We start from the raw sequence: 14949 nt of genomic DNA on the forward strand, positions 1-14949 counted from the left end.
GGTCGTTTCAATTAATTAAATAGAGTCTTAAGGATCTGAAAAAGTATATTTGATCTTGTGTTTTTTGAAATACGCTTATAAATTATATTAAAATGCGAAAAATTATTTTTACCGTACTGGGTATTTTACTAATTGTAGTATCCTTCTTTTTGTCTAAGGTTATTATTGATAGTAAAAAAACATTCAAACCAAAATCTGATAAAGTGGTTAAAACTGTTTTTACGGAGGTAGTTGAAAATGGTACAGTGCCTATTATTGTTTCTGCAAACGGCAATTTAACAGCAAAGCAACGTGTAGAATTATATGCTGAAGTTCAAGGTGTATTTAAAAGAGGAAGTAAGCTTTTTAAAGAAGGGCAGGCTTTTCTCCAGGGTGAAACAGTAATAAGTATAGATGCTAATGAATATGCGGCAAGTGTTCAATCTTCGAAAAGCAACCTCTTTAATCAACTTACGGCGGTTATGCCAGATTTACGTTTAGATTATCCAGATATCTATTCGAAGTGGCAAGATTACTTGACGAACTTTGATATGTCTAAAAGTACCCCTGCGCTTCCAGAATTGAATACGGAGAAAGAGAAATTCTTTATTTCCGGTAGAGGTATTTTAACAAGTTATTATAATGTTAAGAATTTAGAACAACGACTTTCTAAATACCGTATTGCTGCTCCTTTTTCTGGAGTACTTACCGAAGCCTTGGTTACAGAAGGTACTTTAGTTCGGTCAGGTCAAAAATTAGGAGAGTTTATAAATCCGGAGATATATGAGCTTGAAGTTTCAATCAGTAAGCGTTATACAGACCTTATAAAAGTAGGTGAATCGGTAGAGCTTACCAATTTAGATGACAATACGAAGTATAAGGGTAAAGTCACTAGAATTAACGGCAATATTGATCAAGCAACACAAACAGTTAAAGCATATATCGAGGTAGATAATAAGAATTTACGTGAAGGCATGTACTTAGAGGCCAATTTAGATGCCAGAAAAGAGGAGAATGCTATTGAGGTGGATCGAAGTTTGCTTTTAGAAGGAAACAAAATATTTGTAGTACGTGATTCGGTTTTGGATATTATAGATGTGAACCCTGTTTATTTTTCAGATAAACGTGTAGTACTAAAAGATGTGCCCAATGGGGTTACCATAATGTCTAAGCCGCTAAGTGGAGCTTATATAGGTATGGCAGTGAAAATTTACTCTGAACAACCGGAAAATACAAAAGAATAATGCGTAAACTGATAGAATACTTTATTCGGTATCATGTTGCCGTTAATGTTGTAGTAATTTCTTTTGCCCTATTTGGAATAGTAGGAGCAAAGTCTTTAAAATCATCTTTTTTTCCTTTAACGGATTCTAAGAATATTTCAATCACCATTACTTACCCAGGAGCTTCACCGCAAGAAGTTGAAGAAGGTATTGTACTAAAGATAGAAGATAATCTTAAAGGTCTTCAAGGTGTTGACCGTGTTACCTCTACTTCTAGGGAGAATAGTGGTACCATTAATGTTGAAATAGAAAAAGGAGAGAATATCGACTTTATGCTATTGGAAGTTAAGAATGCGGTAGATAGGGTGCCAACATTCCCAACCGGTATGGAGCCTTTAATAGTTTCAAAACTAGAGGCCGTTCGTCAAACTATTGCTTTTGCTATTAGTGGTGAAAATATTCCTTTAGCTACATTAAAGAGTGTAGGTCGACAAATTGAGAATGACCTGAGAGCAATGCAGGGTATTTCTCAAATAGAAATTTCGGGTTTTCCAGCAGAGGAAATTGAAATTGCGGTTAATGAAAATAACCTTTTGGCTTATGGTATTTCATTTACTGAGGTTGCAAATGCTGTAAGCAATGCCAATATTCTTGTAACGGGGGGTAATATAAAGACCGATGCAGAGGAATATTTAATACGAGCTAATAATCGTGCGTATTATGGTGATGAGCTAAACAATTTAGTTGTTAAGGCAGACCCATCAGGTACAGTTATTCGATTAAAAGATGTGGCTATAGTTAAAGACCGTTTTGCCGAATCGCCGAATGCAACTTATTTTGATGGTAATTTATCGGTAAGCACTACTATTACAAGTACCAATAATGAAGATTTAATATCTGCTGCAGATCAGGTAAAAGAATATATAGAAGATTTTAATGAAAAGTACAACAACGTCAAGTTAGACATTGTATCTGATCAGTCGACAACCCTTGTTCAACGTACTCAATTATTGACGGAAAATGCAATAATGGGTATGGTATTAGTGCTTATTTTCTTGTCCTTGTTCTTAAACACAAGATTGGCATTTTGGGTAGCCTTCGGTTTACCGGTGGCATTCTTAGGTATGTTTGTTTTTGCTGGATTCTTTGATGTAACCATCAACGTTCTGTCTTTATTCGGTATGATAATCGTAATAGGTATCTTGGTAGATGATGGTATAGTTATAGCCGAAAATATTTATCAGCATTATGAGAAAGGAAAGTCTCCTGTACAGGCTGCTGTAGATGGTACTATGGAGGTGTTGCCTCCAATTATTTCTGCGATTATTACCACTATTTTAGCCTTCTCAATATTCCTATTTTTAGATAGTAGAATAGGTGAGTTCTTTGGTGAGGTTTCTGTAATCGTTATTCTAACATTGGTCGTTTCATTGGTAGAAGCATTAATTATTCTACCTGCTCACTTGGCACACTCTAAAGCATTGCAACCTTTAAATGATAAGCCAAAAACTGGATTAGGAAATGCATTTGCCAAACTGCGTGTTATAAATGAGTTTGGTGATAGAATGATGACGTGGATGCGCGATAAAATGTATTCACCTGCATTACATTTTGCAATGAACTATAAAATTTTCGTTTTTAGTCTTTTCCTCGGTGCACTTATATTAACATTTGGTTCTGTGGGTGGTGGAGTAATTAGAACAGCATTTTTTCCAAGGGTAGCTAGTGACAGGGTAGGTATAGAATTAGAAATGCCTAATGGTACAAACGAGAAAATCACCGATTCTATTATTTCCATGATAGAGGAAAAAGCAGAAATTGTAAATCAGGAATTGACGGAAAAATATCTAAAGGGCACTAATAAAAAGCTTTTTGAGAATGTGATTAGACGTTTGGGTCCTGGTTCATCAACAGCACAATTAAATATTAACCTTTTGCCAGGTGAGGAAAGACCCGATGAGATTTCTTCAGATATGGTAACCAATAGACTGGAAGAGCTTGTTGGGCCGGTTATTGGAGTAGAAAGTTTAATATATGGTTCAGGTGGAAACTTTGGTGGTTCTCCTGTATCCGTTTCGCTCTTAGGTAACAATATTGAAGAGCTTAAAGCGGCAAAGGTTGAATTAAAGAACATTTTGTTGAATAACTCCAGGTTAAAAGATATTTCTGATAATGATCCAGCTGGTATTAAGGAAATTCGATTGACCTTAAAAGAGAATGCGTATTTGTTAGGTCTGGACCTTCGTGCGGTAATGGCACAGGTGCGATCAGGATTTTTCGGAGTGCAGGCACAGCGTTTTCAACGATCGCAAGATGAAATTAGAGTTTGGGTAAGATATGAAAAAGATGAGCGTTCATCGATTACCAATTTAGATGATATGCGAATTGTTACGCCTACTGGTGAACGTGTTCCGTTGAGTGAAATAGCAGATTACACTATTGAGCGTGGTGATGTTGCAATTAATAGATTAGAGGGCAGGCGCGAAATTCAGGTATCTGCAGACATGAAAGATATAAAGGATAGTCCTACGGATATCATGACAGAAATACAGAATGTCATCATGCCCGAAATACACTCCAAGTATCCAACGGTTAATGCTTCCTATGAAGGGCAGAATAGAGAGTTGGGTAAATTAACAGGCTCTTTGAAGTTGGTAGGGTTCACCGTTTTACTTTTAATATACATCACTATTGCTTTTACGTTTAGAAGCTTTAGTCAGCCCTTAATGTTATTGCTTTTAGTGCCTTTCAGTTTTACGGCAGTAGCATGGGGACACTGGATTCACGATTTTCCTATCAACGTACTATCGATTTTAGGAATCATTGCCTTAATTGGTATTATGGTGAACGACGGCTTGGTGCTAATTGGTAAGTTCAATTCTAACTTACGTGAAGGTATGACCTTTGACAATGCTATTTTCGAAGCAGGTAAATCTAGGTTCAGGGCAATTTTCCTTACCTCGATTACAACTATTGCAGGTTTGGCTCCACTAATGTTAGAGACTAGTAGACAAGCGCAATTCTTAAAACCGATGGCGATTTCTATTGCCTATGGTATTGGTATTGCCACCATATTAACGTTATTGATGTTGCCACTATTTCTATCGTTTAGTAATAATCTAAAAGCTGGTAATAAAATGTTGGCTTCTGGTCATAAGATTACAAAAGAAGAAGTAGAAAGAGCCATTACGGAGCGTAAGGAAGCTGCACATCTAGAAGGTCAAAAGAATCATTCAATCGAGGATGAGAGTCATCAAGATCACGCAGAAGTTAGTTCAAATATTCATTAGAAATTAGAAGTATAGTATAATGATTAGATTACGATTCATCCATTTATTGTTGTTAATTCCATTTTGTAGTGTATTCGCACAAGAGAATACACTCTCAAAAGAAGACGCGATAGCACTTGCCTTAAAAAATAATTTTGGGGTAATCATTGCTAAAAACAATTTAAAAATAGCCGATAATAATAAGAACATTTTAAATTCTGGCTACTTGCCAAGTTTAACAGGTAATGCTGGTGGGTCATTTGATCAAAGCAATCAAGAAGCTACTTTTCAAGATGGTAGCGTTAGGGCAATTGATGGTGCCGAAACTACACGTTACAATGCTTCTTTAAATTTAAATTACACCTTATTTGATGGTCTAGGCCGTTGGTATGATTATAAAAGACTTAAGGAGGAATATGGTTTAAGTGAACTTGAAACTAGAGAAACCATAGAAACAACGATGATACAGTTATATACTGTATATTTTGAAGTGGCAAGACTTACTGAGAATATTAAGGTTTTAGAAGACACATTTTCGAATACACAAAAGCGCTTACAACGTTCTGAATATAGTTTTGAGTATGGTCAGACAAATAAGTTAGATGTTTTAAATGCACAAGTAGATTTGGTAAACGATAGTATCAATCTTATGAATACAAGACAAACATTTAGGAATACAAAACGAGATTTAAATCTATTGTTGAATCGAGATCTTGCAAGCTCTTTTGAGGTCGATACTGTTATCGCCTTTGTAAACCCTATAAGTTTAGAAGAATTTTTAGATAAAGGTATTGCGAATAATGTAAGCGTATTACAGACCGAAAAAAATATCAAAATAAACGATTACGCTTATAAATCTAGTAAGTCTGTTTTTTTACCAACCGTTGGCCTTACTGGATCATATGGTTGGAACGAAGGTAATTTTCCTGCAACTAACTTTTTAGCTTCAAGTGTTTCAACAGGAATATCTGCCGGTTTGAATCTTACTTGGAACCTCTTTGATGGTGGTAATGGTATTACACAGATAAAGAATGCGAAAATAGTTCTGGATAACCAAGAAACTATTAAAGACCAAATAGAGCAACAGGTTTTAAGAGATGTGCAAAACGCCAAGGAAAACTACCTGAATAGATTGCAGGTTTTTAGCTTGCAAGAACAGAATGTCGTGACCAATCAGAATAACTTTGAACGCTCTAACGAACAATTTCAATTAGGTAGTATTACATCTATTGAATTTAGACAGGCTCAAATAAATTTATTGAATGCGCAGACGAACAAAAATTTAGCAAAGTACGATGCTAAGTTGGCAGAGCTTCAATTACTGCAACTTACGGGACAATTATTAAATATTGAACTGTAACAGTTACTTAATAAGGTAAGGTATGGACATGTATATCAAAAGAACAAATAGCGAGCTAATAGAGATACTGTATCAGCAGTCACTTCTTACGTTTGAATCTCAGTTAAGTTTAAGAGATGAAATACAGAAACGTGATATTCAAATAGATTTTAGCCCATTAGAAATTTCTATTTCAAATAAACTGACTCAAATAAAAAATCTAGAATATTTGAAGGATTTCGGTTTTATAGCAGAAAATAGTGCTGAAGGTATTCGAGTTACAAGAACTAAAAAGGCTATGGTTAACGATATCACGGCCATTATTTTAGGAGTAATCGTTTTCTTGATTGGGGTGTATGGTTGTATAAACCTAGTGTTTACCTTCATTAATGGAGACGAGCTAGATGTGTTTTCATTAGCCTATAAATTTGCTATTGCTGGCTGCATATTCATAGGTATTGGGTTTTTTAGTGGTTTAAAACGGATATTTGATTATACCGGTTTTGAACTTACAAATTTCAATGGCTTAATTACCTTAAAGAAACGATTCGATATTAAGTTAGACGAGATTAAAGCAAATGCATCTGAAATAGCTATAGAGACCGATGAAGACAAGTTGTTTTTGAAATTAGGTGACCTGGCCATTTTTACTTCCAATGCCGATAACTTAGTACAGACCCTTACATTAAAAGAATTGGCTAAAAAATTGAAAGGGGCATAAACACTATGTACGAGCATTTTTTTCAATGTCCATATTGTTGGGAAGAAGTTTCTATGCTTCTAGACCCATCTATTATCCAACAGACCTATGTAGAAGATTGCGAAGTGTGTTGTAACCCAATAGAGTTAACACCACGTTTTGAAGATAACGAACTAATAGCGTTCGATGCTCAAAGTATAGAGCAGTAGTTAGTTGTTGAATTCTATTCTACCACCAAACCTATCATCCTTATCAATAGTTTTCGGATTTCCGAAAACTTGTATAGAGCCACCCGCTTTTACTTTGACAATTACCTTTTCACTTGCATAGACTTCGGCTATACCACCTCCTAAAACGATAACTGAAGTAGTTTTCGACTTTAAGTCCTTATTGTATAGTTTGCCGCCGGTATTTATATTGGCATCTTGGTAATTAGTAGTGCCAGTAAGTTTTAATTCACTTCCACTAGTGCTTTTCGCATTAACCGTTTCTACATCAATATTTAAAGTAATTAAGGCGGCTTCTTGCGACCTAATTTCTATTGTCGAACTCTTGATAATTCCACTGGAAACGATTCTAGCATTTTCGTTGGCATCGATTACCTTTAATTCTTCTGTGAAGTATAGTTTAGCATTTACTTCGTTGCCAGATAAAAACTCATTAATAGCCATTTTCACTTTTAAAAGTCCGTTGTTTTCGGTTATACTAACGTCATCTTTATCGACACCACTCAATACAAGTTTATTCTCTTGACCTTTAATGAGAGTTACGGTAATACGATCGTAAACCTTAAGCGCGTTAAATTTATGTAAAGGAATAGTCGAAATACTCTGTGCAAAACAAGAAAATGTTGAACAGATAAAAATGGCAATGATGATGATTGGTTTCATGAAATATTGGTAATATGTACTTCAAAGTTACACTTCATTTCTGATTTATTCGCAAAACTTGGTTTTCCATGTTTTTTAAGGGGTTTGTTTGTAAAAGTTAAATAATGGTAAGGTTTTCGCTCACGTTTTGCAGTTTTACTATCTTAAACAGATAAATGTATTCATTGCAGTGTATGAAAAAGAAATATGTATTACTAGCTTTGATTGTAGCGTTAGGTATCGTTGGTTATGCTGGAGTGGAATATTTCCCGAAAACCGAAATTAAAGTGGTATCTGAAACGTTAGATTCCATACCTACAAGGCGAGAACTCCGACGTAGTTTTTTTGAAAAAAGAGAAATACTGGTCATTTATGCAGCAAAGGATAGTGTGCTAAGCAATAAATATGAACAGATACTCAAAGAGCTTTCGTTGCTAGAACCTACCGATTCGTGGCGCAGTGCCAAAATTCTGTATAAACTCGCAGATGAGGTTACGGAAGAAAATCTAAGGGAGAACGTTGTTTTTCTATTGGGTGCCATTCAAGAGAATAAGGTACTAAAAAGATTTATAGACCAAACTCCTTTTCAGATGAATACGAAAGAGATTGAGATAGGTTCAAATAAAATACCGAATAAGAATTCTGTTTTATCAGTGAGTTTTTATCCTAATCCTTTAATGCACAAAATGCCATTTAGTTTTATGACAGGAACAAATGCGCAACAGGTATTCGCTTTCTTTGCCGAAAAGGTCATAGAAAACGGAAGGTCTTTTTACTGGCAGAATCTAAATTATGAACTCTACAATGATAATCAACGTGTGGTCATGGGAGATTTTAATGAACAATGGAAAACCGATATCAGTACCTTTTTTGATTTCTCTAAGGGTAATAAGGTGCTGCTGAATGCAGAGAAGTATCAGTTCGTAAATCACAAGAATGCTTTAAAACCATCTGAGGTAAAAAGTATTGAGGAGCAAATAAAACGAAATACCTCAAAGGTCTTCGCCTTTTTGGACAATGATAATTTTCCGAAAATCACGTATAATTTTTATAACAATACAGAAGAAAAAGGCTTAATTACCGGTAATACGAGCCAAGCGCATTTCGATACGTTGAATAATTCTGTACACATCATTGCCAATAAAATATATAAGAACAACAACATTGGAAAGGATAATGAATTGCTGTTACGCCATCTATTAGGGGTTTCTAATAAAGATATTCTTACCTATGGAATGCCCATTTTTTTTACTGATAAATGGCAAATGAAAGGGTATAAGTACTGGTCTGCACGATTGGCCGAATCAGATAATACCTTACCAGTTTCAGAACTACTCGATAATTCTTTTCTAGAAATGGAATCATCTTTAATACGAGATTGCATGGCAGGGTCTTTTGTAGATTTTTTAATGCAAACATGGGGTAAAAAAACTTTTTTATCCCACTATAAAAATGTAGTACTATCTACCCAAGAAATAAAAGACTTAGAAGCAAAGTGGCAGTTATATTTAAAAAACCTTTCGAAAACCTATCCGAAGGAAGAAATGGTTAAGAAAGAGCTCCCCTATTTAAAAGGGTTCAATTTTGCTCATGAAGGTTACAGTATTTATAATGGCTATGGTTCTAAAAAGGCCACAGAATCGTTGTTGAAGCAAAAGTCTATGGGCAGTAATGCTATGGCCATTGTTCCCTATACCGGTATTGACAATATAAATGAAGCTACACCCCTTCATTTTAGTAATAGTGCCGGAAGTGAAAATGATGAGGCCGTGGTTCATGCGTTAACGACTGCACATGATATGGGTATGTACACTATGTTAAAACCTCAAATTTATGTAGGTGGTAGTTGGCCAGGAGGTATTGAAATGCCTAGTGACGAAGAATGGGATTTGTTTCATGATCATTATTATCGATGGATTCGCCATTATGCCTTTTTAGCTGAAATATATGGTATAGATGCGCTTTGTATAGGAGTTGAGTTTACAAAAGCAACGTTGTCGAAACCTGATACTTGGCGCAATATGATTAAGAAAACAAGAGGCCTGTTTTCAGGTCATCTTACCTATGCTGCTAATTGGGGAGAAGAATTTGAAAATATTGAATTTTGGGATGATTTGGACTATATCGGCCTCAATTGCTATTACCCGTTGAGTAAGAACGATAATCCTACCGATCAGGAGATGAGTGGAAATTTCGATTTGGTAAAAAAGAAGATTGAAAAGGTATACGATCGTTTCGAAAAACCTATCGTTTTTACCGAAATCGGATTTAGAAGTGTAGACGCCCCATGGAAGAATCCGCATGCAGAGGCCGATGAAAGCATAAATGAAGAAATGCAAGCACGTTGCTACGAAATCATTTTTAAGGGTATAGAGAACGAACCATGGTGCAAAGGCATACTATGGTGGAAGTTTCCAAGCTTTTTAGAGTACCGTGGTGAAGACAATAGTGCATTTACGCCCAATAACAAATTGGCAGAAGAAACTGTGCGTAAATGGTTTACTAAATAATACAACCACTACATATATAAAAACTAATTCCTTTTCGGGAACGCCAAACTATCTGCCGGGTAGGTTTGTTCTAGGTAATTCATCTGAGAATCTGCCCAATCAATAATTTTCTGCCGTTGTGCATCGGTAAGATTGGCTTCTGGGTGAAGTCCAAAATAGGTGTAGGAAGGTAGTGGCATCTCTTTTTCTTCTACCATCTCTTTGGTTTCCTCTAGCTTATGGTTTTGTACAAAGAGCGGCATATTGGTGAATTCAGAAAAATTCAAATGTTTTTTACCATCATTAACATGATCTGCTAAAAACCAAGCTGCTGGCTGCACATTTGAATACCAAGGATATTCAGTAGTGTTGCTATGGCAGTCATAACATGAAACTTGTAATATGTTTTCTACATCATTCGGTATGTTGTACTTAGTTTGTATCGCGTAGGTTTCATTTCCTGAAATATTTTTTTCTGGTCGTATAAATTGAATGACTACCAAAATGATTGCTAGGGCAATTACTATTTTTTTCCACATGGTGCTAATGCTTTAAGGTTCAAGTTGTGTGTATTAAAATTAAACAATTTTACTTATTTAGGCACTTCATTTTCAAAGTATTAAAACTTCATTTCGCACTAAGGTTGTTTTAGGTGGCAAAAAAGTCGGTTCGCTTATTAATACCATTTAGCAATTGAAATCATAGATATCTTTGGTGTATACTTAAAAAAAGTCAAATCTTAAAATATAAAAATCATGAAAAATTTTAAAATCGTTGCAACTTTATTAGTACTGGCCGCAGCCTTCTTATCCTTTAGAGGTATACACCATCACAAACAAGCAGAACAGGCAGAAATGGCATCATTGTTCTCAGATTATATTGCTTCTTTTGAAACGCAACTTGCCAACAATGTAAATCTGATTATGATAAACCCAAATGACATTACCGTAGTTGAGGTAGTAGAAGAGGTAAATTTAGGTTTCGATACTTTTGAATACTTACCTATTGAATTCGATGCTTACTCAGGTATGAACTTGACCGATAAAGATTTTGAAATATTTGAAAGTGAAGAAATAGTAGACTTAGGTTTTGATACTGCAGCATATTTACCTGCTAATTTCAATGCCTATGCACTTTAAGAAGTTAGTTTAAATTCATTCAGTTTGGTCTTCACTTAGGTGAAGACCATTGTGTTTGTAATAAGGTAAATGAAATACGTTAATTAATGTACATTTGAAACATTCCAATTAAAAATAGATTACATGGCAATTACTAAAGTAAAACAAGGTGAAATTATAAAGACATCTCTACTGTTAGGTGTTTTAGTATCCCTACCAAAAACCATCTATCTGTATAATGGTATTATGGATGGCAACCTCGATTTCTCTATTACTTGGGTTGTAGATTTTTTGTACCGATTTTTTTTCTTTTTCTGCTTCGCTTGGTCAGTTATACAACTGAATGCCAATATCGATTATGAAGGGTTCAAATGGCCCGCTCTATTAAAGTGGATGGTTATTGCCACTGTAAATTTAGCGTTATTGTTCATGGTAATTTTTTTAATCAAAACCTTTTATCCCTTCATAAATGGTAGACCTTTAGAGCAACGTGAAGAAGGTTGGATTGATTTTACATTTATCAATCTTTCTATAGTGCTCTTTTTTATTGCTAGGTTACTTCGGGTAAGCGCCGATAAACAAGATAGTAGAATTGAAAATGAACAGCTAAAGCAACAAAATTTAGAGAATGAACTATCCGCATTAAAAAATCAAATAGACCCTCATTTCTTGTTCAATTCCCTAAACTCGCTTACCTCGTTAATTAGAGAAAATGAAAAAGCGACCCAGTTCGTAAAAAAGCTTTCTTATATGTACCGTTATATTTTGCAGAGTAGCGATACGAATCTGGTTCAGGTAAAAGAAGAATTAAAGTTTTTAGAAAGTTATTCGTTCTTAATGGAAACACGTTACCGCGACCGTTTAAATATTCAGATAGATATTGATGCCTCGTTGCTCGAGCGTGAGTTGCCACCGTTGGCATTACAGTCATTGGTAGAGAATTCGGTAAAGCATAATGAAATATCCTCTACAAACCCGTTGACTGTAAAAGTGTATTCTAAAGGAGAATCTATCTTTATAGAAAACCCCATTCGTAGCCGAAGTACTTTGGCAGAAGGCACTGGAACAGGATTAATGAATCTTAAAAAACGATATGCACTTTTATTGAAACATGAGATAAAAGTCAGCACCGATAATGATATCTTTAAAGTAGAGCTACCACTAAACCATAAGGTATGAAGGTAATTATTGTAGAAGACGAGCTTGCCGCCAGTGATAACCTTTCGTATTTGCTTGCCAAAATTAATCCAAACATTGAGGTAATTGCAATTTTGGATACGGTTACAGCTACAGTTGATTATTTCTCAAAACCGCATAATGGCGTGTTGGTATTTATGGATATTCATTTGGCGGACGGTATTTCGTTCGAGATTTTCGACCAGGTAGAAATCAATATACCCATTATATTTACTACTGCCTATGACCAATATGCATTAAAGGCCTTTAAGGTAAATAGCATTGATTATTTGTTGAAACCAATAGATGAAGAAGAACTGTCAGATGCTATAGACCAGTTTAATGAACAAAATAAACAAAAGGGAATCGATAACCTGCAAATAGAAAATCTATTACAGTTAATTCAAACTAAACCCTCCAATTTTAAGCAGACCTTTTTAGTGGGGCAGGGCGACCAATTACTACCTGTTAAAACAAGCGATATTGCTTATTTCTTTATTGATACGGGAGTGGTAAAAGCAGTTACGGACCATAACAAGTCATACACCTTAGATGTAAAATTAGAGGAAATTGAGGAAGCTTTGGATCCTGCGATATTTTTTAGGGCGAACCGCCAGTTTATTGTGCGTAGAGATGCTATTGCAAGCATCAAATTCCATTTCAACAGTAAATTACTAGTGGAAGTACAACCACCCTGCAGCGAGCGTATTGTGGTAAGTAAGGCAAAAGCATCGGAGTTTAAAAACTGGGTGGGTTCATAATAAACCAGTAATAATTTTTGGTATTCTGCTTAGTTGGTCTGTTTGCGTATTTAGGAATATAGATATGTATCAACCTTTAACAGCCTTGTTGATCATAGCTATAATTGTATCGTTTGGTATAATATCTATGGTTAGGTCAATTCGGTCGGTGGCCCCATTATTGATTACACGGTGCGGATCTGTTAATCGTAAATAGCAACATTCACCCATTTACATAGGTGCCAGAGTATCATTCAAGATAAACGATACACCTTCATTGGTATCTATGGGTATCGTAAGTCGGATCATCGATTTTTCTTCCTCTATGGCCAAAGTGGGGTCTGTATGTTCTTTAATTACTGAATTTGGCGCTAAAAATAATAGTCTGACCAAATTTACCGTGGTGTATTGGAGAAACGTATCGACTATACTTTTTAGATAGGGCGATTTTTCTAAAAATGAGGTATTCATCCAATCGGTCCAAGTACCGTCTGCAGAATCGTTTGCCGGTGGCGGATAAGGTAATGATCTATCTACCAGATGGGCCGGTGCACGCAAAGCTAGTACCCTGTAATATTCGTACTGGTCATTTTGTTAGGCCTGTGCCTCGGCGCATCTTATCTACATCGAAGGTAAAAGGTAATTGTATGCTATCTCTGAACTGTTTCTTAGGTTCCATGTATTGTTTGCGATTTTAGGTCACTGGTGCGTAGTAGTCTATTTTGTTTTTACTTTTTTTAACGTCATTGCGAATAGGGTCAACCCTTGTTTTACAATTAAGTTGTCTTTAATGTAGACAACGGCATTACCGTAACCATTTGTTCATCTTTGGAAATTCTTCTTTGGTGCACAGCGACATCCATTCTAATAGCGGTAACCCAATATAATTTTTACTGCTGAATTGTTCAATGAGCCATTCGGAGCCATCTTTATAACCACCGGGATAAAAGACAATATCCAAGTTTAACTGCAAATGGGTTCCCGCTGCATACGACCATAGAATGGCGGCTATTTCATCGCCGTCGGTTTGCCAATCGGCCGTTATCTGCGGTGTGCCTATTAATAGTCTTCTCGTTTCTTCGTTTGTTGCAATATGCCCTGCCTCATGTAAGAGGTTTCCCGGATATTTCAACTGTTTCAAATCCATTAAAATGGTACCGCCCTCAATTCTCAGTCCAGGCAAAAAGGTGTCATTAGGTAAACTTTTCTCGACTATCGATATTTGTATCGAGTTAAGAAAATTTACAATGCGTGCTAGTAGTTGTGGTTCGGTAGGCACTGTTCTAAAGCTGCGAATTTATTTTATTGGCTATGGCCTTTGGTACACTATGCTTATATTATTGATTTACCGTAGATGTTAACGTTACTATGATCGGATATCGAACTTAGGAATATTTTTTGTGGTCTCGTTTTGTACTTTGGCCAATGTTTTTAGCCATTTAAAGTATTTCTTCAACATAAGGTACTGGTTGTAGATTGTCAAGATGAACCCATGTCAGAATTGAAATTATTAAAGGTATGCACAATACAAGATACTGTATGGTTTTAGTAATGAATTTAAATAGAATAATAAATGAAGCAAATGTAAACGCAGTCGTATTTGAAGCATCAGGTTGAAATGATAGTACTATTGTAACCCCCAATATTAGAAGTGCCGTAGACCACCAGTTATGAAAGCTTAGATTTTTACCTAATTCAATTATTAAGATTGGTAATACTATACTACTTATATGCACATTGATTGGATCAATTGATATCCACCTATGCACACTACTTGATCCACTATCAAAAAATGTCAAAACTAAGAGTATTGAGCATACCGCAATGGGTACATTACTATTAGCTTTTGGTACTTTTATTCTTTGCAGAATAATAAATGAGATAATACTTGAAATTAGAAATATTACAATATTTTGCATCCATATTATTGAAGGAATAGTACTGTAATACAGCATAATAGCACCTAAAGATATAGGAAGTGTCATAAAAATCATAGGTAAAGCCGCTCGAAGAATCCCTTTCATATGCTACTTTCTGGTGTTTTTTT

General features: G+C 35.4%; 14 protein-coding genes. 9 read left to right on the plus strand and 5 right to left on the minus strand.

Annotated elements, in window-relative coordinates:
• Positions 1-92: 92 nt before the first annotated feature.
• Genes AACZ49_RS02135 through AACZ49_RS02155 form a run of 5 tightly spaced genes read left to right on the plus strand, consistent with a single transcriptional unit; the run spans position 93 to position 6719 of the window.
• Complete coding sequence (locus tag AACZ49_RS02135; protein WP_339651093.1) at positions 93-1223, plus strand: HlyD family efflux transporter periplasmic adaptor subunit; 1131 nt, start codon at positions 93-95, stop codon at positions 1221-1223.
• A complete protein-coding gene (locus AACZ49_RS02140; protein ID WP_339651096.1) occupies positions 1223-4492 on the plus strand; it encodes an efflux RND transporter permease subunit in 3270 nt (1089 codons plus the stop codon). The genes AACZ49_RS02135 and AACZ49_RS02140 overlap by 1 nt, the downstream gene beginning before the upstream one ends.
• A gap of 19 nt (positions 4493-4511) precedes the next feature.
• The gene (locus tag AACZ49_RS02145; protein WP_339651099.1) at positions 4512-5831 is read left to right on the plus strand and encodes a TolC family protein; all 1320 of its coding nucleotides are present in this window, start codon (positions 4512-4514) and stop codon (positions 5829-5831) included.
• A gap of 22 nt (positions 5832-5853) precedes the next feature.
• Positions 5854-6531, plus strand: a complete 678-nt coding sequence (locus AACZ49_RS02150; protein ID WP_339651102.1) for a hypothetical protein — start codon at positions 5854-5856, stop codon at positions 6529-6531.
• A gap of 5 nt (positions 6532-6536) precedes the next feature.
• Positions 6537-6719, plus strand: a complete 183-nt coding sequence (locus tag AACZ49_RS02155) for a CPXCG motif-containing cysteine-rich protein (RefSeq protein ID WP_339651105.1) — start codon at positions 6537-6539, stop codon at positions 6717-6719.
• On the opposite strand, the gene AACZ49_RS02160 is transcribed toward AACZ49_RS02155, so the two are convergent.
• Positions 6720-7400, minus strand: coding sequence for a head GIN domain-containing protein (locus AACZ49_RS02160; RefSeq protein WP_339651107.1), 681 nt, complete (start codon positions 7398-7400; stop codon positions 6720-6722).
• Positions 7401-7573: 173 nt separating this feature from the next.
• Here AACZ49_RS02160 and AACZ49_RS02165 point away from each other — a divergent pair, with 173 nt between their 5' ends.
• Positions 7574-9889: a hypothetical protein gene (locus AACZ49_RS02165; protein ID WP_339651109.1), complete on the plus strand. Its 2316-nt coding sequence runs from the start codon at positions 7574-7576 to the stop codon at positions 9887-9889.
• A gap of 23 nt (positions 9890-9912) precedes the next feature.
• Here the strand turns inward: AACZ49_RS02165 and AACZ49_RS02170 are convergent, their stop codons facing one another.
• Positions 9913-10407 (minus strand): heme-binding domain-containing protein, encoded by a 495-nt coding sequence (locus AACZ49_RS02170; protein ID WP_339651111.1) that lies wholly within the window; start codon positions 10405-10407, stop codon positions 9913-9915.
• Between the two features lie 216 nt (positions 10408-10623).
• Here AACZ49_RS02170 and AACZ49_RS02175 point away from each other — a divergent pair, with 216 nt between their 5' ends.
• The 3 genes from AACZ49_RS02175 (at position 10624) to AACZ49_RS02185 (ending at position 12923) form a co-directional block, all read left to right on the plus strand.
• Positions 10624-11007, plus strand: a complete 384-nt coding sequence (locus AACZ49_RS02175; protein ID WP_339651113.1) for a hypothetical protein — start codon at positions 10624-10626, stop codon at positions 11005-11007.
• 123 nt (positions 11008-11130) lie between these two features.
• The gene (locus tag AACZ49_RS02180) at positions 11131-12165 is read left to right on the plus strand and encodes a histidine kinase (protein WP_339651114.1); all 1035 of its coding nucleotides are present in this window, start codon (positions 11131-11133) and stop codon (positions 12163-12165) included.
• Positions 12162-12923 (plus strand): LytTR family DNA-binding domain-containing protein, encoded by a 762-nt coding sequence (locus AACZ49_RS02185; RefSeq protein ID WP_339651117.1) that lies wholly within the window; start codon positions 12162-12164, stop codon positions 12921-12923. The genes AACZ49_RS02180 and AACZ49_RS02185 overlap by 4 nt, the downstream gene beginning before the upstream one ends.
• A 210-nt stretch (positions 12924-13133) precedes the next feature.
• Here AACZ49_RS02185 and AACZ49_RS02190 read toward each other — a convergent pair whose 3' ends face one another.
• The 3 genes from AACZ49_RS02190 to AACZ49_RS02200 all read right to left on the minus strand — a co-directional run bounded on the left by AACZ49_RS02190 (position 13134) and on the right by AACZ49_RS02200 (position 14926).
• The gene (locus AACZ49_RS02190; RefSeq protein ID WP_339651118.1) at positions 13134-13460 is read right to left on the minus strand and encodes a hypothetical protein; all 327 of its coding nucleotides are present in this window, start codon (positions 13458-13460) and stop codon (positions 13134-13136) included.
• Between the two features lie 247 nt (positions 13461-13707).
• A complete protein-coding gene (locus AACZ49_RS02195) occupies positions 13708-14085 on the minus strand; it encodes a hypothetical protein (protein WP_339651121.1) in 378 nt (125 codons plus the stop codon).
• A gap of 256 nt (positions 14086-14341) precedes the next feature.
• Positions 14342-14926 carry a hypothetical protein gene (locus AACZ49_RS02200; protein ID WP_339651124.1) on the minus strand — a complete coding sequence of 195 codons (585 nt, stop codon included), beginning with the start codon at positions 14924-14926 and terminating at the stop codon, positions 14342-14344.
• Positions 14927-14949 lie beyond the last annotated feature (23 nt).

The organism is uncultured Maribacter sp. (assembly GCF_963975365.1).
Classification (GTDB): Bacteria; Bacteroidota; Bacteroidia; order Flavobacteriales; family Flavobacteriaceae; genus Maribacter.